General features: G+C 69.0%; 16 protein-coding genes and 1 tRNA gene. 6 read left to right on the top strand and 11 right to left on the bottom strand.

Annotated elements, in window-relative coordinates; genetic code table 11:
• Nucleotides 1-99: 99 nt before the first annotated feature.
• Nucleotides 100-174 (bottom strand) — tRNA-Val (locus OG844_RS34575).
• A 197-nt stretch (nt 175-371) separates the two neighbouring features.
• Here OG844_RS34575 and OG844_RS34570 point away from each other — a divergent pair.
• The 4 genes from OG844_RS34570 to OG844_RS34555 all read left to right on the top strand — a co-directional run bounded on the left by OG844_RS34570 (nt 372) and on the right by OG844_RS34555 (nt 3646).
• Entirely contained in the window at nt 372-1163 is a 792-nt protein-coding gene (locus tag OG844_RS34570; protein WP_406395697.1) for a DUF4097 family beta strand repeat-containing protein, read from the top strand.
• A 73-nt stretch (nt 1164-1236) separates the two neighbouring features.
• The gene (locus OG844_RS34565; protein WP_406395696.1) at nt 1237-2604 is read left to right on the top strand and encodes a hypothetical protein; all 1368 of its coding nucleotides are present in this window, start codon (nt 1237-1239) and stop codon (nt 2602-2604) included.
• 214 nt (nt 2605-2818) lie between these two features.
• Nucleotides 2819-3412 carry a DUF4383 domain-containing protein gene (locus OG844_RS34560; RefSeq protein ID WP_406395694.1) on the top strand — a complete coding sequence of 198 codons (594 nt, stop codon included), beginning with the start codon at nt 2819-2821 and terminating at the stop codon, nt 3410-3412.
• A gap of 9 nt (nt 3413-3421) precedes the next feature.
• Entirely contained in the window at nt 3422-3646 is a 225-nt protein-coding gene (locus OG844_RS34555) for a zinc ribbon domain-containing protein (RefSeq protein ID WP_406395693.1), read from the top strand.
• Between the two features lie 35 nt (nt 3647-3681).
• On the opposite strand, the gene OG844_RS34550 is transcribed toward OG844_RS34555, so the two are convergent.
• From OG844_RS34550 to OG844_RS34540, 3 genes are read right to left on the bottom strand one after another with little or no spacing between them, the layout of a single operon-like run.
• On the bottom strand, nt 3682-4488 hold the full coding sequence (locus OG844_RS34550; RefSeq protein WP_406396361.1) for an HAD family hydrolase: 807 nt from the start codon (nt 4486-4488) through the stop codon (nt 3682-3684).
• Between the two features lie 17 nt (nt 4489-4505).
• On the bottom strand, nt 4506-6995 hold the full coding sequence (locus OG844_RS34545; protein WP_406395691.1) for a phosphoribosyltransferase: 2490 nt from the start codon (nt 6993-6995) through the stop codon (nt 4506-4508).
• Between the two features lie 6 nt (nt 6996-7001).
• A complete protein-coding gene (locus OG844_RS34540) occupies nt 7002-8162 on the bottom strand; it encodes an HpcH/HpaI aldolase/citrate lyase family protein (RefSeq protein WP_406395689.1) in 1161 nt (386 codons plus the stop codon).
• Between the two features lie 210 nt (nt 8163-8372).
• Here OG844_RS34540 and OG844_RS34535 point away from each other — a divergent pair, with 210 nt between their 5' ends.
• The gene (locus OG844_RS34535; protein ID WP_406395687.1) at nt 8373-9242 is read left to right on the top strand and encodes a TerD family protein; all 870 of its coding nucleotides are present in this window, start codon (nt 8373-8375) and stop codon (nt 9240-9242) included.
• A 33-nt stretch (nt 9243-9275) separates the two neighbouring features.
• Here the strand turns inward: OG844_RS34535 and OG844_RS34530 are convergent, their stop codons facing one another.
• From OG844_RS34530 to OG844_RS34505, 6 genes are all read right to left on the bottom strand, one after another.
• Nucleotides 9276-10010 (bottom strand): Tellurium resistance, encoded by a 735-nt coding sequence (locus OG844_RS34530; RefSeq protein WP_406395686.1) that lies wholly within the window; start codon nt 10008-10010, stop codon nt 9276-9278.
• A 148-nt stretch (nt 10011-10158) separates the two neighbouring features.
• Nucleotides 10159-11310, bottom strand: a complete 1152-nt coding sequence (locus tag OG844_RS34525; RefSeq protein WP_406395685.1) for a DUF475 domain-containing protein — start codon at nt 11308-11310, stop codon at nt 10159-10161.
• 70 nt (nt 11311-11380) lie between these two features.
• Nucleotides 11381-11956 (bottom strand): TerD family protein, encoded by a 576-nt coding sequence (locus OG844_RS34520; RefSeq protein WP_329211423.1) that lies wholly within the window; start codon nt 11954-11956, stop codon nt 11381-11383.
• A gap of 130 nt (nt 11957-12086) precedes the next feature.
• A complete protein-coding gene (locus OG844_RS34515; protein ID WP_351168324.1) occupies nt 12087-12662 on the bottom strand; it encodes a TerD family protein in 576 nt (191 codons plus the stop codon).
• A gap of 139 nt (nt 12663-12801) precedes the next feature.
• The gene (locus tag OG844_RS34510) at nt 12802-13260 is read right to left on the bottom strand and encodes a peroxiredoxin (RefSeq protein ID WP_406395682.1); all 459 of its coding nucleotides are present in this window, start codon (nt 13258-13260) and stop codon (nt 12802-12804) included.
• A 165-nt stretch (nt 13261-13425) separates the two neighbouring features.
• On the bottom strand, nt 13426-13866 hold the full coding sequence (locus OG844_RS34505; RefSeq protein ID WP_329211418.1) for a DUF3052 domain-containing protein: 441 nt from the start codon (nt 13864-13866) through the stop codon (nt 13426-13428).
• A gap of 482 nt (nt 13867-14348) precedes the next feature.
• Here OG844_RS34505 and aceE point away from each other — a divergent pair, with 482 nt between their 5' ends.
• Nucleotides 14349-17090 carry a pyruvate dehydrogenase (acetyl-transferring), homodimeric type gene (aceE, locus tag OG844_RS34500; RefSeq protein WP_406395680.1) on the top strand — a complete coding sequence of 914 codons (2742 nt, stop codon included), beginning with the start codon at nt 14349-14351 and terminating at the stop codon, nt 17088-17090.
• A 58-nt stretch (nt 17091-17148) separates the two neighbouring features.
• Here the strand turns inward: aceE and OG844_RS34495 are convergent, their stop codons facing one another.
• Entirely contained in the window at nt 17149-17574 is a 426-nt protein-coding gene (locus OG844_RS34495) for a peptidase inhibitor family I36 protein (protein ID WP_406395678.1), read from the bottom strand.
• Nucleotides 17575-17637: the final 63 nt, after the last annotated feature.

Below are 17637 nucleotides of genomic sequence, written 5' to 3'. Positions count from 1 at the left end.
TGGCACGACACCTCTCCCCCGCCCCCGCGGCTGAGAAACGAACAAGGCCCAGGCTCCCGGTTCTGTACCGGTGACCTGGGCCTTCGTCGTGCTTACTGCTGGTGGGCGCGGACGGTTTCGAACCGCCGACATCTGCTTTGTAAGAGCAGCGCTCTACCCCTGAGCTACGCACCCGTGGATGAGGCAACAGATTACATGGCTCACGCCCCTGCCCGGCAATCCGGTGACGTGCCGGACCGGCCGGGAGCCGGCGGGGTGGCATGCGGGGGGTAGCCCCACCCCGGAGAGGGTAGCCGTCCGGATCGTTCGCGGGGCGCGTCGTACATACCGTGAGGGCACACCGGCAGCGCTCTCAGGGGGATCCGATCGCCATGACTTTCCGTACCCGCACCCACACCCGCTCACGTACCGGGACGCTCGTCGCGGCCGCCGGTGGAACCGCTCTTCTTGTCGTGGCCCTCAGCGGCTGCGGCAGTACGGATGTGGAGGGGTCGCCCGCCGAGCACAAGTCGTTCGCCTTCAGTGGGAAGACCCTCACCATCGACGCCGGGAACTCCTCGCTGGACCTCATGCCCGCCGATGTGAAGGAAGTCGAGGTGACCCGGCGTGTCGACGGGTGGGTCGTGCTGGGCAACGGTCCGGACGCCAGCTGGAAGCTGGAGGGCGACAAGCTGACGTTGAAGGTGAAGTGCGAGGCGATGATCAGTGACTGCGCCTCGCATCACCGGGTCAAGGTGCCCCGCGGCGTGGCGCTGAGCGTGAACGCGGACAACGGCAAGGTCACCGCGTCCGGGTTCGACACCCGGCTCGTGCTCGACGCCGACAACGGCGGGGTCGTCGTACGCGACTCGAGCGGGCCGCTGCGGCTCCAGAGCAACAACGGGTCTGTCGTGGCCGAGGAGTTCTCCGGTCCGTCGGTGGTCGCCCGTTCGGACAACGGGTCGATCAGGCTCGGGGTCACCCGGGTACCGGACCTGGTGGACACCATCAGCGACAACGGGGGCATCACCATCGACCTCCCGAAGGGCGACGGGACGTACGCCGTGACCGCCCAGGCCGACAACGGGGACGTCTCCGTGGACGTACCGCGCAGCGACAGCAGCCCGCACGTGGTGAAGGCACGCAGCGACAACGGTGAAGTCACCGTCCGAAGCGCGAACTAACGGACCCGTGTGTTCGTCCTTACCGGGTGGGAGAATGTACCGGGGACAGGGCGAATCGGCACGGGAGAGGGATGTGACGGCGACACACGCGCGGCCGCAGGCGAAAGCGAGTGGAAGTTCCGCCGTCAAGGACGTCCTGGTGCTGATGCTGCTCCCGGTGCCCCTGATCGCCGCCGCACTGCCGGCCGCCTTCGCGGGCGGGGGCACGCGGCGCTGGTTCGGCGGGCGCGGTGAGAACGAGAGGGCCGACGCCCAGGCGGCGAAGGACGCGGCCGCGGCGGCGTTCTACGAGCTGGACACCGCTCAGCGGGATCTGCAGATCTCCATCGAGACGATCATCGCGGTCGACAGTTCGCCCCGGGCTCGCAAGGCGGCGGAGGACTTCGCCGCGCTGGGCAGGCGGATCGACGAGGTCAGCCACGGGTACATCACCGCGGTCGACGCGCACGACCTCGACCGCGACGATCTCGAACCCGCCGCCGCGGCCGGTGCCAGGACCCAGCTGACGCGGGCCAAGGACGACCTGGTGCGGGTGAAGGGCGAGCTCGACCGCTTCGCCGCAGGACTGGGATCGCTGCTCGGCAGCGCGGAGACGCAGCTCGCCCGCCTCGCTCCCGCCGTGGAGCGTGCCCGGCAGGCGCTCCTCGGTGCGAGCAACGCACTCGACGCCGTACGGGCGTCCGGCATGCGTGCCGATGATCTCGCCGCCCGGCTGGCGGCTCTCGCGCCGGAGCTGACCAAGCTGAATCAGGGGGCCGGACGGCACGGCGTGGCCGAGACGCTCCAGCGGGCCGACCAGGTGCTGCGCGACGCCGAGGCGGTGCGGGCGGAGGCGGACCGGCTTCCTGAGCGGGCTGCGGATATCGACCGCCGGCTCGTGTCGCTGCGTACCCGGGCCCAGGCACTGACGACGCGCGCCGGGCAGGTCGAGCCGGTGCTCAGCGAGCTGCGGCGCCGCTTCTCGGCGGCCTGCTGGCAGGACCTGCAGCCCGTGCCCGACCAGGCCGCGGTCAGTATCCGGCAGGCGGAGGAGAAGCTGGCGGAAGCAGCCACGGCTCGCGACGAGCAGAGCTGGGCCGATGCGACCGCCCGGCTGAGTACGGTCCGCGCCCTGCTCAACGCGACCGACGAAGCGGTGTCCGCCGCCGGTGACCGGCTGCAGCGTCTGGACGCAGTGGCCAAGGATCCGCAGGTGGAGATCGACCGTACCCGGTTCGCGATCCGGGACGCGCAGCGCCTCGCCATGGCCGGCCGCCACACCCCCGATCCGCTCCACGCCCGCCCGCTGGACGATGCCGTGGCCCGGCTCGAACGCGCCGTCGCCGGGCTCGAGGGGCGTCACCCCGACTACTGGCACTTCCTGACCGAGACCGAGACCGTACGGCGGACGACGGCCCGTGTGGTCTCGACGATCCGCGAGGAACGCGGCAGCGGCGCCTAGGAACCGCCGGGACCCGCAGCCGCGTGGCCCGAGGTCGCCTACTTCCCGGCGTGGACGGGTCCCGTCACACCCCCGGTCCCGTCCGGCGAGCACCGCAACAGTCCGATTTGTCCATATCGGCCGGTGGGCCGATCCTGGAAGTACGCCGCGGTTCCCGCTGGTGTGTTCTGGCCGCAGGGGCCGGTTCTGGCCGCACGGGCCGAAGGAGGCCGTCATGGCCACTCATGTCCTGCATCCCACGGGCCGGCGCCGCAAGGTCACCCGGCTCAACGAGCATCTGCCGGTGGACCACCGGCTCAGCCAGGTCTACCGGGTGGGGGCCGGACTTGCCGGGCTGTTCCTCCTCGCCTTCGGCATCCTGGGGCTGATCGACCGGATCGGCTTCTTCGACACCGGCGGCGACACGGTGGCCGGCCTGAACACCAACGGCGCGCTCGGCGTGCTGTCCATCTGTGTCGGGCTGCTGCTGTTCGTCGGAATGGTGATCGGCGGGAACTTCGCCTCGACCCTGAACATGGTCCTGGGCATCGCCTTCATCCTCAGCGGCTTCGTGAATCTGGCCCTGCTGGACACGGGCCTCAACTTCCTCGCCTTCGAGATGCAGAACGTACTGTTCAGCTTCGCGATCGGGTTGCTGCTGATGATGTTCGGTATGTACGGGAGGGTCAGCGGCGGTCTGCCTCACGACAATCCGTACTGGCGGTCGCGTCATCCGGAGCAGGTCATGCTCGAGGAGCGCCGCAGTCGCGTCCAGATGCCTGAGGTCACCCAGGTCACGCAGCCGCAGGTCGCGAGGAAGAGGCCTTAATCTGGGGCCATGCCTCGTTACGAGTTCCGTTGCCGCCCCTGCGGCGAGACGTTCGAAGTCAGCCGTCCCATGGCGGAGTCCTCCGCTCCGGCCTCCTGCCCGGCAGGGCACGAAGACACCGTGAAGCTGCTCTCCACCGTGGCTGTCGGCGGCTCATCCGCCGGCGCAACCGCCTCCGCTCCCGCCCCGTCCGGCGGTGGCGGTGGCTGCTGCGGAGGCGGCTGCTGCGGCTGAGCCCAGCGAGGTCCCCCGTACAGGCGGCCGGCCGCTCAGCGGCCCGTCCGCCGCGCCGACGCGCGCAGCAACCGGCTCAGGATCTCTTCACCCGCGGCAACGCCCCGCTCCCGCAGCACCTGGACGTTCGGCGCCCGCCAGCCGCTGTCCGCGAGTTCGCCGTGCCCCGGGCGCCAGGCGTGGTCGGCGGCGAGCAGCAGGTCGGCGTCGAGGAGTGAGTCGCCCGCGGCGAGCGTCGTCGTGGCGCCGCAGCGGCGGGCGACCTCGTCCATCGCGGAGCTCTTGGTGAGCGGCTTGGGGACGGCGTAGATCTTGCGCCCCTGCAGGGAGACCGTCCAGCCACGGGGGTCCGCCCAGGCCGCCAGCTCCTTCACCCAGCCATCGGGGAGGAGTGAGCGTTCGACCACGAGGTACGCGAAGACGTTCTCGGCGACCCGTTCCTTGAGCAGCCAGGCGGGATCGGCCGTTGCGACCAGGTGGGCGCGGACCTCGGCGAGCGTGGCGCATTCGTCGGCGAGCCGGCGGGCGACCTCCGTCTGCCAGTCCGGGTCGGAGACTCCGTCGACCAGGATGTGTCCGCCGTTGGCGCATATGGCGTACCGCGGTGCGGGGCCGGGAAGGTGGATGCGTCCGTACTGCTCGCGGGTCCGGGTGGTGGTCGGTACGAAGACGGTGCTGCGGGCCAGTTCGTCGAGCAGTGCGGCAGCTTTCTCCGTCATGTAGGAGAGCGGCTTGTGCCCGTAGACCTCGACGCAGAGCAGCCGTGGAGCCTCCGCGTCCGGCATGGACAGCTGGAGGGCCGCAGCCGAGTAGATGAGGGTGCGGTCGAGGTCGCTGGCCACCAGCGTCACGGGCGTGCTCACGGTCCCACCACCGCCTTGCCGTCCGCGCCCGTCGCGCCCCGGGTGAACTTCGGGTGGATCAGTCCGACGCAGGTGTACGGGAGTTCGCCGACCTCCTCGACGGGGACGCCGCGCTGTTCGGCGAGCAGCCGCACGTGGTCGAGGTCGCTGCCCGCGCCACGCTTGGCGAGGATCTTCCACGGTACTCGGCGCAGCAGCACCCGGGTCGTCTCGCCGACGCCCGGCTTGACGAGGTTCACGTCGTGGATGCCGTACTCCTCGCTGATCCGTTCGACGGCGGCCCAGCCCTCCCAGGTGGGGGCGCGGTCCGCGGCGAGCATTTCCTTGGCGTCGGCGTCCACCGCGTCGGCGACCTCGTCGAAGCGGGCGGCGACCGTGTCGAGGAAGAAGCCGGACACATCGGAGTCCGCGAGTTCCCGGTAGAACTTCGCTCCGTGGAAGTCGTCGGGGCCGACGAGGTCGGAGCGCAGGACCGTACGGGAGATCAGTCCGGAGACCGTGGAGTTGAGGCAGGCGGACGGGATGAGGAAGTCCTCGCGTGTTCCGTACGTGCCGACGCAGCCGCCCGGGTCGGCCAGTACCGCGATCTCCGGGTTGAAGCCGTCGAACTCCTCGAGCGCGGCGGCCAGTTCACGGGTGATGGCACCCTTGCCCGTCCAGCCGTCGACGAAGACGACGTCCGCCGGATCGTGATGGGCGGCCAGCCAGCGCAGGGCGTTGGCGTCGATGCCTCGGCCCCTGACGATGGAGACGGCGTAGTGCGGCAGGTCGAGTCCGTGCCGGTGCTGGGCCCAGCGGCGCATGAGGACCCCGACGGGGGTGCCGGCACGGGCGAGCGAGACCAGCACGGGGCGGGGGCCGCGTTCGGCGAGCACCGTCTCGGTGACCGTTCCGACGGCTCGGGCGATTCGGGCGGCCGAGGAGTCCAGGGCTGTCTTGAACAGCTCCTGGTACTGCGGGGTGGGCTGGTACTCGACGGGCAGCGATTCGGCGTAGTGCGCGCCACCGCTCTGTATCGCCTCCTCGCGTTCCTCCGTGGGCGCCTCCAGCACGGTGTCCGAGAGGTCCTGGAGCAGCCAGCCGACGTCGTCCGGCGCGTAGGAGGAGAAGGCGGGGCCCCGGAGGGGTTCGGGCAGCATGGAGGCTTCCTGCCTTTCGAGGGCGGACGGGAGGGCGGGCTGCGGGATGTACGAGGGGACGACCGCCAGCAGGACCTGGTCCGTGTGCGCGGCGAGCCGGGCGAGCAGCCCGTCGGGGGCGTGCAGCGCCGCGGTCTCGGCGGCGGAGTCGACCACGGCGACGACGGCGTCGAAGCCGGCGCCCGCGACGTTGTACGCGTACCGGTCGCCGGGCCCGTCGGCGGGGTCGTCGTGGGCCGGGAAGACCAGGCGGGTGCGAATCGCGTAGCCGGGGTCGTCGACGGCGAGGACGGGCGAGCGGGTGGTGGTGGAGTACCGCACGTCGGCGGTGGTGGCTTCCTCCAGGGCGGTGCCCAACCGCAGCGGCGCGTACATCAGCTCTTCGAAGCCGAGGACGAGCACCCTGCGGGCGTCGCCCAGCGCGTCGGCGATCCGGGCGGCCATGTCCGGCAGGGCTGCCTCCAGGGCCGCACGGTGCACGGGGGTGAATCCGTGGCGTCCGCCGTCGGGGAGTCCGTCCGGCCAGCCCAGCTCGACCCGTACGGGAGCGGGGCGGGCCCCGGTCGGGCCGGGCGGCTGGGGGGAGGAAGCCTCCTCGTGGGCGGCTACGAGTGCGCGGCCCTCCTCCAGGACGCCTTCGGGCAGCCGTACGGTGCCGCGGGCGCGGGCGACCAGGTCGACCCGGGCGCCGATCTCCTCGGCGAATTCGGCGAGCCGCCCCTGGTCGGCCTCGGACCGCATGTCGACGAGGGTCACGACGACGTACCGCTCCCGGGGGTAGCGCACGTGGAGGTCGCGGATGGTGTTGAGCACGGTGTTGCCGGTGGAGAACTCGTCGTCGACCAGGACGAGCGGTGTACTCGGGGAGTCCTCGGTCGCCACGCCCGTCAGCAGGTCCGGGTCCTCGGGGAGCAGCAGATGGGACGTCGCGTGCGAGTGCGCCTCCTCGAAGCCGCCCGCCGGTGCGACGCCCGCGACGGGGCGCCGGGTCGAGTGGAGGTACGTGGCCACCCCGAGCCCGTCTGCGACGGCATGGCCGAGGCCGGTCGCTGTTTCCGCGTACCCGAGGACGACGGCCCGCCGGGCCTCGGCCTCGCCCAGCAGGTCCCGCACCCGTTCACCGAGCTCGAACCCCGCCCCGTACACGAGCGACGGCCGCTGCGGCACATGTTTGCCCAGCACGTTCGACACGAGCAGGTGGGCCCGCTTCGGGTTGCGGCGCAGGGCGAGGCCCAGCAGCTCCCGGAGCTCCCCGTCGCCGACGAGCTCGACCCCGAGCCGCTCGGCGACCCAGTCACCCGACCACTTCACGTCCACTGCCTCTTCTTCCGTTGCGTGCTCGCCCATGACCACTCAGTCCGCCAGACCCGCGGCCAGGAGCTCGACGAAGCCGACGTCCTCCTTGGCCACTCCGAAGACCTCGGCCCGCTGCAGGGTCCGCTCGGCCCAGGCGCGGTGGGGCTTCACTTCGTTCATCTTGTTCGTGTACGCCGAGCGCAGCACCCCGCCGCCGCCCCGTTCGGGCCGCAGGATGTCCTGCGCGTCACTGAACTCCTCGTGGCTCACGACCGACAGTGCGTGCACCGGCAGGACGTGGGAGGGGTGGATACAGGTCTTGCCGAGCAGTCCGTTGGCCCGGTCGAGCTCGATCTCGCGCAGCAGTCCGTCGAGGTCGTGCTCGATGAGGGCGGTGCGCAGCTCCTCGGCACGCCCCATGAAGGGGCTGCGGCGCAGTTGCGGTTTGAACATGCGCTCCTGGAGGCGGAAGTACTCCCACACCGGCCCGGTGATGGTGAATCCGGTGCCGTCGGCCCGGCCCAGCACGTTGACGACGTCGCCGATGACCGCGCCGACGATCTGGACGTCGTAGGCCGTCATGTCGGGGGCGCGGCGCAGACCGTACGCGGAGCAGAAGTCCGTGACGCCGAGGCGCAGCGCGAGGACCCGGTCCCGGTACTTGTCGACGGTGCGGGCGATTCCGCGGAGGGTGTCGCCCCTCGTCTCCAGGTGCAGCAGCTCGGGCGACTCGAGGACCGGCATCGCGAACAGCCGGCACCCGCCGGCGGCTTCCGCCGCGGTGAGGGCCTCCAGGAACAGCTCTCCCCGCTCCTCCGTGAATTTCGGAAGTACAAAACCGGACAACAATCGGACCGAGTCGCCGAGGCGCTCCACGAGGTCGGAAATCTGTTCCGGCTCGCGGACCCTGATGAAGAGCAGCGGCAGTTCGACGCCCCGTGAATCAAGATCGGCGAACTGTCTGACGAGGTTCGCCTCGGCGCCGACGACTTCGGCGTCGTCGATCGAATCCTCCAGGCAGAGCACCATGGAGACGACACCGCGCCCGCCCTGCTTGATCACGTCCTCGGCCAGCTGCGGCCGGGTCGCCGGGCTGTAGAGGGTGGCGCCGAGGGCCACCGACAGCATGCGAGCGGAGGAGTCTGCGTTGAATTCGCATGGCTCCCGGATGAACAGGCCCTCTCGGGCAGTGGGCGAGATGTGCCCGAAATGACGCATGTGATTCCCCCGTACTGCCTGACAGGCCGGATAACGTATGGCCGGTAATAGTACGTACGGACAGGTGTCGACAGTTCCCCAAGAGTATGAACTTCGGGTAACCCGGCCATTTCTCACTCTCTTCGCGGAGCGTCCCTGCTCCGCCTGCTGACACCTCCCACCCGCGTGTTCGGCCCCCCGCGTTGTCCGGGAGGCCCACGAGCAGGCAGGATGACCGCCATGACGCACGCGATGCTGAAGGGCTCGAACGTCCCTCTCGACGCCATGGCCGTACGGGCTGTGCTGCGCTGGACCCCGGGTGCCGGGGTCCCGGACGTGGACGCCTCCGCGCTGCTCCTCGGCGCTTCGGGCCGTGTGCGTTCGGACGAGGACTTCGTCTTCTACAACCAGCCCCGGCATCCCTCGGGCCTGGTGCGACGGCTGCCCAAGCGCAGTGCCGCCGGAGGACTGACGGACACCATCGAGGCGGATCTCTCCGCGCTCGACCCGTCCGTGGACCAGGTGGTCATCGCGGCGTCCTGCGACGAAGCGGCCTTCGAGCAGGTCCGGGACCTGCGGATATCGCTGTACGACTCCGCGTCCGCGGACGGCGATCCCCTCGCCGTCTTCGATGTGCGCGCGGAGACCGGCGAGGAGACCGCCATCATCTGCGGCGAGCTCTACCGGCGCGGCGACGGCTGGAAGTTCCGCGCGGTGGGCCAGGGGTACCCGACGGGCCTGGTCGGGCTGGCCACCGCGTTCGGGATCTCGGTCGACGAGGCGGAGGCGGCCGCTGAGCCCGACCCGGCCCCGCCCGTACCCGAAACCACCACGTCCGCGCCCTCGGCCGGGGCGTCCGGCTCCGACTCGCAGGCCACGGTCCAGCACCAGCAGCCCGCCTACGGGTACCCGCAGCCCGCTGCGCAGCCCCAGCCGGCCTACGGCTACCCGCAGCCCACCTCCGCGCCGGCCTACGGCTACCCGCAGCCCGCCTCCGCACCGCCCGCCTACGGCTATCCGCAGCCCGCGGCCGCGGCGGCGCACGCTCCCGATCCGGCGTTCGTGCTTCCTCCGCAGGGCCCGCAGTTCATCCGGCCCTGAGCCGGCGGCGCGGTCGCCCTTCACGGTGCTCACTCAGGCCCGCGTCTTGTAGCCGCGTCCCCACTGCATGCCGAAGCCGTACAGCCGGTCCAGTTCCGACTGGAAGCCGTATACGAATTTCACCTCGCGGCGCACGATCAGCTCGCCCTTGACGTTCTCCACCGTGAAGACGGCGCAGGAGCGGGCCTGCGGGGCCCGTTCGTCCAGCTCGATCTCGATCCGCGGGCCGTTGCCCGGATAGAGGGTCACCTTGGCGTGCGTGCGGTCGAAGGCCGGGGTCTGGTCGTAGATGTAGACGAAGAACAGCAGCCGCTTGATCTCGTCCCGCTTGTCGAGGTTCACATAGACCGTCTCGCCCGACGGTGCGCCGAAGCGGTCGTCGCCGCTGAGCCGGATGTACGGCGGGGCGTTCAGATCGCCGATCAGGTTGCCCAGCGGCTGCACGACACCCTTGCTGCCGTCCATCAGCTCGTACATGCAGCCCAGGTCCAGGTCGACGTTGACCACACCCTGGGTGTGCGCCTGGACCACGTCGGGGGTGAAGAGCTTCAGCGGGCGGAGCAGTCTGCCGCTCTGCCGTGACCTGCCCTCGATGTCCGAGGTGCGCATACGCCAGGAGAGGTTGACGCGCAGGTTCCCCGACAGGGCGCCCTGCTTGTTCAGCGAGACCGTGGCGTGCCGTTTGGAGAGCACGATGGAGTTCGTCGCAGCATTGCCCGACTCGAACTGGTTTTCCCGCCTCGGCCACAGGCTGTCCCAGAAGGCCATCCCAACCCCCATATGTATCGGTAGAGCCCGACCCCGCACACGCCCCGAACGTCACTGCGGGGCGGCCACCGGGCCGGGTCCGGGTGTTCCCGGAGACCCGCCGCCGTGGGCCGCCCCGCAGAGAGAGCGTTCCTCAATCCCTACCGGGTCACACCCCGGAGGAGACTTCCGCCTTGGAATCGGAGCCGCCGCCGCCGTCGCCGCCGGCCGCCTCGAGCGCCTTGTTGCGCCGCACCGAGGACCAGAAGGACCAGCCGATCAGCACGACGCCGACGAGCCCGGTGATGAGCTCGTTGATCTCGTACTGGATGGTGACGAGCAGGATGATGGACAGCGCGCCGATCGCGTAGTGCGCGCCGTGCTCCAGGTAGACGTAGTCGTCCAGCGTGCCCTGGCGGACCAGGTACACGGTGAGCGAACGGACGTACATGGCACCGATACCGAGGCCGAGGGCCATCAGCACGATCTCGTTGGTGATGGCGAAGGCGCCGATGACACCGTCGAACGAGAAGGACGCGTCGAGCACCTCGAGGTAGAGGAACATGAAGAACGCGGCCTTGCCGGCGAGGACGACCGCGGAGACCGGCTTACCGGCCTTCCTGGCCTCTTCCTCGGCCTCGTGCTCGCGCTCCTCCTCCTCCTCGAGCTTGTTCTCGAAGAATCCGGAGAGACCGCCGACGACGAGGTAGGTGATCAGACCGGCGATGCCGGAGAGCATGACGGTCTCCGCCTTGTCGGCGTGCCCGCCACCGTGCTGGTGCGCGTGGGTCGCGAACGTCATGGCGGAGATCATCAGGATGATCAGCGCGACGCAGACCGACAGCATGTCGACCTTGCCGAGCTTGGCGAGCGGACGCTCGATCCAGCGCAGCCACTGGATGTCCCGGTCCTCGAAAATGAAGTCGAGGAAGATCATCAGCAGGAACATTCCACCGAAGGCGGCGATGGACGGATGTGCGTCCGTCACCAGTTCCTTGTACCGGTCGGGGTCGTTGAAGGAAAGATCGATGGCCTCGATGGGCCCGAGATTTGCACTGATGGCAACGATCACGACGGGGAAGACCAGCCGCATACCGAAGACCGCGATGAGCACACCGATCGTGAGGAAGATCTTCTGCCAGAAGGCACTCATCTTCTTCAGGATTCCGGCGTTGATCACCGCGTTGTCGAAGGACAGCGAGATCTCGAGGACGGACAGGATCGCGACGATTCCGAAGGCCTGCCACCCCCCGTAGATCACTGCTGCGACCAGGCCGAGCGCGGTGACCGCGAACGACCAGCCGAAGGTTTTCAGGACCACTGGCTACCCCATCATGTATGTACGGGTCTCCCCCGACTGAGTACGGGGCTCCCCCGCGCCGTGCGCGGCTTTACGAAACGTTGACCCCGAAGTCTAGAGCGATGCCCCGGAGCCCCGACGCGTACCCCTGCCCCACTGCACGGAATTTCCACTCCCCGCCGTACCGGTAGAGCTCACCGAAGATCATCGCCGTCTCGGTGGAGGCGTCCTCGCTGAGGTCGTAGCGCGCCAGCTCCTGGCCGTCCGCCTGATTCACCACGCGGATGAAGGCATTGCTGACCTGCCCGAACGTCTGACCACGATTGTCTGCCTCATGAATCGAGACCGGGAAGAGGATCTTGTCGCAGTGGGCGGGAACCTGGGTGAGGTTCACGATGACCGACTCGTCGTCGCCCTCGCCCTCACCCGTGAGGTTGTCGCCGGTGTGCTCGACGGAGCCGTCGGGGCTGGTGAGATTGTTGTAGAACACGAACCATTCGTCACCGAGCACCCGGCCCGACTGGCACAGCAGCGCGCTGGCATCGAGGTCGAAGTCGGCTCCGGTCGTGGATCGTGCGTCCCAGCCGAGCCCGATCAGCACCTGGGTGAGATTGGGTGCGGCCTTGGAGAGGGAGACATTGCCTCCCTTGGCAAGCGTGACGCCCATGCTGTGTCCTCCCCGAGTCGATGGACGGTCTTTCGAACGCTCGACGCCCGTGGGAGGGGCGCGGCGCTCTGCCGAGCTGCGTCCGGCGCCGCACATCGTGCGGCGCCGGACGTGGTGGAGCTGAGTGGGCTCAGACGTTGACGCCGAAGTCCTGCGCGATACCGCGCAGACCCGAGGCATACCCCTGGCCGATGGCACGGAACTTCCACTCCGCGCCGTTGCGGTAGAGCTCGCCGAAGACCATGGCGGTCTCCGTCGACGCGTCCTCGCTCAGGTCGTAGCGCGCGAGCTCGCTGTTGTCCGCCTGGTTGACCACGCGGATGTACGCGTTGCGCACCTGGCCGAAGCTCTGCTGGCGGCTCTCGGCCTCGTAGATGGAGACCGGGAAGACGATCTTGTCGACGTCGGCCGGGACACCGGCGAGGTTCACCTTGATGACCTCGTCGTCGCCCTCGCCCTCACCTGTGAGGTTGTCACCGGTGTGCTCGACCGAGCCGTCGGGGCTCTTGAGGTTGTTGAAGAAGACGAAATTTCCGTCGTTGCCGACCTTGCCCTCGGTGTTCGTCAGCAGAGCGCTGGCGTCGAGGTCGAAGTCACCACCGGTGGTGGTACGGGCATCCCAGCCCAGACCGACGATGACCGCGGTCAGGTTCGGCGCGGCCTTGGTCAGCGAGACGTTGCCGCCCTTGCTGAGGCTGACTCCCACGAGTCCTCCAAAAGTGTTGAGAGGGCCGGCAGACACCAGCGCCCCCGTCGTGCGTTGGCATCGGATCAACGATTGGATCCTAGTGACCGGTTCCCTGCCAAAACAGGCTTTTGGCCGGGCGCCGCCAGGAGATCCGGGATCAGAGCGAGTCCAGCGCCTTGATGTAGTCGTTCAGGTCACGTGCGTCCGGCAGGCCGTTGACGACGGTCCAGCGGACGACGCCTTCCTTGTCGATGACGAAGGTGCCGCGCACCGCGCAGCCCTTCTCCTCGTCGAAGACGCCGTACGCCCGGGATGTCTCGCCGTGCGGCCAGAAGTCGGAGAGCAGGGGGTACTCCAGACCCTCCTGCTCGGCGAAGACACGCAGGGTGTGGATCGAGTCGTTGGAGACGGCGAGCAGCTGGACGTCGTCGTTCTCGAAATTCGGCAGCTCGTCGCGGAGCGCGCAGAGCTCGCCCGTGCAGACGCCGGTGAACGCGAACGGGTAGAAGAGGAGGACCACGTTCTTCTCACCGCGGAAGTCTGAGAGCTTCACCGTCCGCCCGTGGTTGTCCTTCAGTTCGAAATCCGGAGCAGGCGTGCCGATCTCGATCGCCATGAAACGCATCCCTTCGCAACGTCACCACTGACCCGGACTGGCCCGTCCGGGTGGTTCCCACCCTACGCACGGCTCCCCGCCGGACCCCGCGCAGGCCCGGACGGGCGCGTACGAAAGCCCCCGGCGGCACAGTGCCGTCGGGGGCCTCGATGATGGAAAGAACGCTCAGCGCTGCTTGGCCTTGGCCCCCTTGGGGGTGACCAGACGGCTGCCCGTCCAGTCCTTGCCCGCACTGATGCTCTTGGTCTGGGCGAGACCAGCTGTCTGGGCAGCCTCGTTGATGTCGCTCGGTTCGACGTAGCCGTCGCGGCCGGTCTTGGGCGTCAGCAGCCAGACCGCCCCACCGTCCTCGATCAGACCAATGGCATCCACCAGCGCGTCCGTAAGGTCGCCGTCCTCGTCGCGGAACCAGAGCAGGACGACGTCAGCGACGTCGTCGTAGTCCTCGTCGACGAGTTCCTGGCCGATTGTGGCCTCAATGCCCTCACGGAGCTCCTGCTCGACGTCGTCGTCGTAGCCGATCTCCTGGACCACCTGTCCGGGCTCGAACCCAAGCCTTGCGGCCGTGTTGGTCCGTTCCTCCGCGTGGTCCGCGGTCGCGCTCACGGGTTGCCTCCTGATCATGTTTCGGAAAATGCTTCAGCCACGCGCGTGCGCGGGGCATTGGCCGTAGTCCACACGGGCTCGGCGAATCGCGCAAGTACCCGGCGTCCGAGACCGCCTAAACGGTGACGTTCCCTGCCACGTCGCCGCAACCTCCGGCATGTCTCCTGCGGGGCCGGCGATGGTGTCCGGACCCTTTACGTCCTTACTCAGCTTATGCCGTTTCGGTCCGCCATTCGGAGTCGAACAGCCTTTGGGAACACATGGCCGGGTTGGGCGTATGGTTGCGGTTTGGGCCGGAGCGCCCTCGTGCCACCGACACTCGTGCCCGGACCCGGCGTCCGGGAACCCTGTGTTACCCCACAGTAGAGATGACGTTTACGCCCTCGCGGTACACGATGGAGTCGGCGTACAGCAGACGCCCCGGGGGTACGTTCCCCCGCAACCAGGCCCCGAAGAGCACCACCGAACAGCGAAGGAACAGCGTGGCTTCCGGATCCGATCGCAATCCGATCATCATTGGCGGCCTTCCGAGCCAGGTCCCGGACTTCGATCCAGAAGAGACCCAGGAATGGCTCGACTCCCTCGACGCCGCCGTCGACGAGCGAGGCCGTGAGCGGGCCCGTTACCTGATGCTCCGGCTCATCGAGCGCGCGCGGGAGAAGCGTGTCGCCGTGCCGGAGATGCGCAGCACGGACTACGTGAACACGATCGCCACGAAGGACGAGCCGTTCTTCCCCGGCGACGAGGAGATCGAGCGCAAGGTACTCAACGCGACCCGGTGGAACGCCGCGGTGATGGTCTCCCGTGCCCAGCGCCCGGGGATCGGTGTCGGCGGCCACATCGCCACCTTCGCCTCCTCCGCCTCGCTCTACGACGTGGGCTTCAACCACTTCTTCCGCGGCAAGGACCAGGGCGACGGCGGCGACCAGATCTTCTTCCAGGGGCACGCCTCCCCCGGCATCTACGCCCGCGCCTTCCTGCTCGACCGGCTGAGCGAGACGCAGCTCGACGCGTTCCGCCAGGAGAAGTCGAAGGCGCCGTACGGGCTGTCCAGCTACCCGCACCCGCGGCTGATGCCGGACTTCTGGGAGTTCCCGACCGTCTCGATGGGCCTCGGCCCGCTCGGCGCGATCTACCAGGCCCGGATGAACCGCTACATGGAGGCGCGCGGCATCGCCGACACCTCCAAGTCGCACGTGTGGGCCTATCTCGGTGACGGGGAGATGGACGAGCCCGAGTCGCTCGGCCAGCTCTCCATCGCCGCCCGCGAGGGTCTGGACAACCTCACCTTCGTGGTCAACTGCAACCTGCAGCGCCTCGACGGCCCGGTGCGCGGCAACGGGAAGATCATCCAGGAGCTGGAGTCGCAGTTCCGCGGCGCCGGCTGGAACGTCATCAAACTGGTCTGGGACCGCACCTGGGACCCGCTGCTCGCGCAGGACCGCACGGGCATCCTGGTCAACAAGCTGAACACCACGCCGGACGGCCAGTTCCAGACGTACGCCACCGAGACGGGCGCGTACATCCGTGATCACTTCTTCGGTGACGACCCGCGGCTGCGCGACATGGTCAAGGACATGTCCGACCACCAGATCCTGCACCTGGGGCGCGGCGGGCACGACCACCGCAAGGTCTACGCGGCGTACGCGGCCGCCAAGGCCCACAAGGGCCAGCCGACGGTGATCCTGGCGCAGACGGTCAAGGGCTGGACGCTCGGACCGAACTTCGAGGGCCGCAACGCGACCCACCAGATGAAGAAGCTCACGGTCGAGGACCTCAAGCGCTTCCGCGACCGGCTGCACATCCCGATCACGGACAAGCAACTGGACGAGGGCTACCCGCCCTACTACCACCCGGGCCGCGACTCGGAGGAGATCCAGTACATGCACGACCGCCGCCAGGGTCTGGGCGGCTACGTCCCGACCCGTGTGGTGCGTGCCAAGCCGCTCCCGCTGCCGGACGACAAGGCCTACGCGACTGCGAAGAAGGGTTCAGGTCAGCAGTCGATCGCCACCACCATGGCGTTCGTCCGCGTCCTGAAGGACCTCATGCGGGACAAGGAGATCGGCAAGCGGTTCGTGCTGATCGCGCCCGACGAGTACCGCACCTTCGGCATGGACGCCTTCTTCCCGAGTGCGAAGATCTACAACCCGCTCGGCCAGCAGTACGAGGCGGTGGACCGTGACCTCCTCCTCGCCTACAAGGAGTCGCCGACGGGCCAGATGCTGCACGACGGCATCTCCGAGGCGGGCTGCACGGCCTCGCTGATCGCCGCCGGTTCCGCGTACGCCACGCACGGCGAGCCGCTGATCCCGGTGTACGTCTTCTACTCGATGTTCGGCTTCCAGCGGACCGGCGACCAGTTCTGGCAGATGGCCGACCAGCTCGCGCGCGGCTTCGTGCTGGGTGCGACCGCCGGCCGGACGACGCTGACCGGTGAGGGTCTCCAGCACGCGGACGGACACTCGCAGCTGCTCGCCTCGACGAACCCGGGCTGTGTCGCGTACGACCCGGCGTTCGGGTACGAGATCGCGCACATCGTCCAGGACGGTCTGCGCAGGATGTACGGCGGGACCCCCGAGGAGAACGAGGACGTCTTCTACTACCTCACCGTCTACAACGAGCCGATCCAGCACCCGGCCGAGCCCGCCGATGTGGACGTCGAGGGCATCCTCAAGGGCGTGTACCGCTACAGGAGCGGCGAGAAGGGCCAGATCCCGGCCCAGATCATGGCGTCCGGTGTGGCGGTCCCGTGGGCGGTCGAGGCGCAGCAGATCCTCGCCGACGAGTGGAACGTGAAGGCGGACGTCTGGTCGGCGACCTCCTGGAACGAGCTGCGCCGCGAGGCCGTGGACGTGGAGCGGTACAACCTGCTCCACCCGGAGGAGGAGCAGCGCGTCCCGTACGTGACGCAGAAGCTCTCCGGTTCCGAGGGCCCGTTCGTGGCGGTCTCGGACTGGATGCGTTCGGTGCCGGACCAGATCTCGCGCTGGGTGCCCGGTGCGTACCAGTCGCTGGGCGCCGACGGCTTCGGCTTCGCCGACACCCGTGGGGCGGCTCGCCGCTTCTTCCACATCGACGCGCAGTCGATCGTGCTCGCGGTGCTCACGGAGCTGGCGAAGGAGGGCAGGATCGACCGTTCGGCGCTGAAGACGGCGGTCGACCGGTACGCGCTCCTGGATGTGGCGGCGGCCGACCCGGGTCCCGCCGGCGGCGACGCGTAACGGCGCGGGGCATTGTGTGAAGGGCGGCGGGACTCACGGTCCCGCCGCCCTTCGGCGTTCAGTTCTCCCAGATCTTGAAGGCCCTCACCGTGTACGGGGAGCGGGGCACCCAGGTGCCGCCGCCCGGGTAGGTCTCGAACTCCCCGGTCTCCTGGCACTCGGCCGACTGATAGGTGGTGACGGGGCGCCCGGTGCGGTTGACGAGGGCCTGCGCGTGGCCGTCGGCCGGCAGCGGGACGCAGCTCTCGATGTCGACCGTGGACAGTTCATGAGTCTGCCTGGCCCCGGTGAAGTCAGGTTTCGCCCAGAGGCAGAGCTGGCCCGCCCCGCACGGTGCGAGCCCCGCCGGTGAGGCCTGCGGGGCGCTCCGTGAGCGCCCCTGGTCGGCCGGCCCGTGGTGGGCGGCGGGTGCGGTGCCGGCCAGAGCCGTGGCCGGGACGAGTGCGGTGGCCGCCAGGGTGGCGGCGAGAACGGTCGTACGCATGGTGATCAACCCCCGTGGTCGAGCGAGCCGGAGTGGCTCGGTGTCCGCACTCTGACCTGCGGG

The sequence above is a fragment of the Streptomyces sp. NBC_00887 genome (assembly GCF_045207585.1).
The sequence above is the reverse complement of the archived record's forward strand: the minus strand, read 5'-3'. Positions and strand labels throughout refer to the sequence as shown.

Bases quoted from the DNA above. Each gene is read 5' to 3' on its own strand.
- OG844_RS34495 (WP_406395678.1), bottom strand. From the start codon at position 17,574: ATGCGTACGACCGTTCTCGCCGCCACCCTGGCGGCCACCGCACTCGTC.
- OG844_RS34520 (WP_329211423.1), bottom strand. From the start codon at position 11,956: ATGGGCGTCACGCTTGCCAAGGGAGGCAATGTCTCCCTCTCCAAGGCC.
- OG844_RS34555 (WP_406395693.1), top strand. From the start codon at position 3,422: ATGCCTCGTTACGAGTTCCGTTGCCGCCCCTGCGGCGAGACGTTCGAA.
- OG844_RS34510 (WP_406395682.1), bottom strand. From the start codon at position 13,260: ATGGCGATCGAGATCGGCACGCCTGCTCCGGATTTCGAACTGAAGGAC.
- OG844_RS34530 (WP_406395686.1), bottom strand. From the start codon at position 10,010: ATGGCCTTCTGGGACAGCCTGTGGCCGAGGCGGGAAAACCAGTTCGAG.
- OG844_RS34540 (WP_406395689.1), bottom strand. From the start codon at position 8,162: ATGCGTCATTTCGGGCACATCTCGCCCACTGCCCGAGAGGGCCTGTTC.
- OG844_RS34535 (WP_406395687.1), top strand. From the start codon at position 8,373: ATGACCGCCATGACGCACGCGATGCTGAAGGGCTCGAACGTCCCTCTC.
- OG844_RS34545 (WP_406395691.1), bottom strand. From the start codon at position 6,995: ATGGGCGAGCACGCAACGGAAGAAGAGGCAGTGGACGTGAAGTGGTCG.
- OG844_RS34560 (WP_406395694.1), top strand. From the start codon at position 2,819: ATGGCCACTCATGTCCTGCATCCCACGGGCCGGCGCCGCAAGGTCACC.
- OG844_RS34570 (WP_406395697.1), top strand. From the start codon at position 372: ATGACTTTCCGTACCCGCACCCACACCCGCTCACGTACCGGGACGCTC.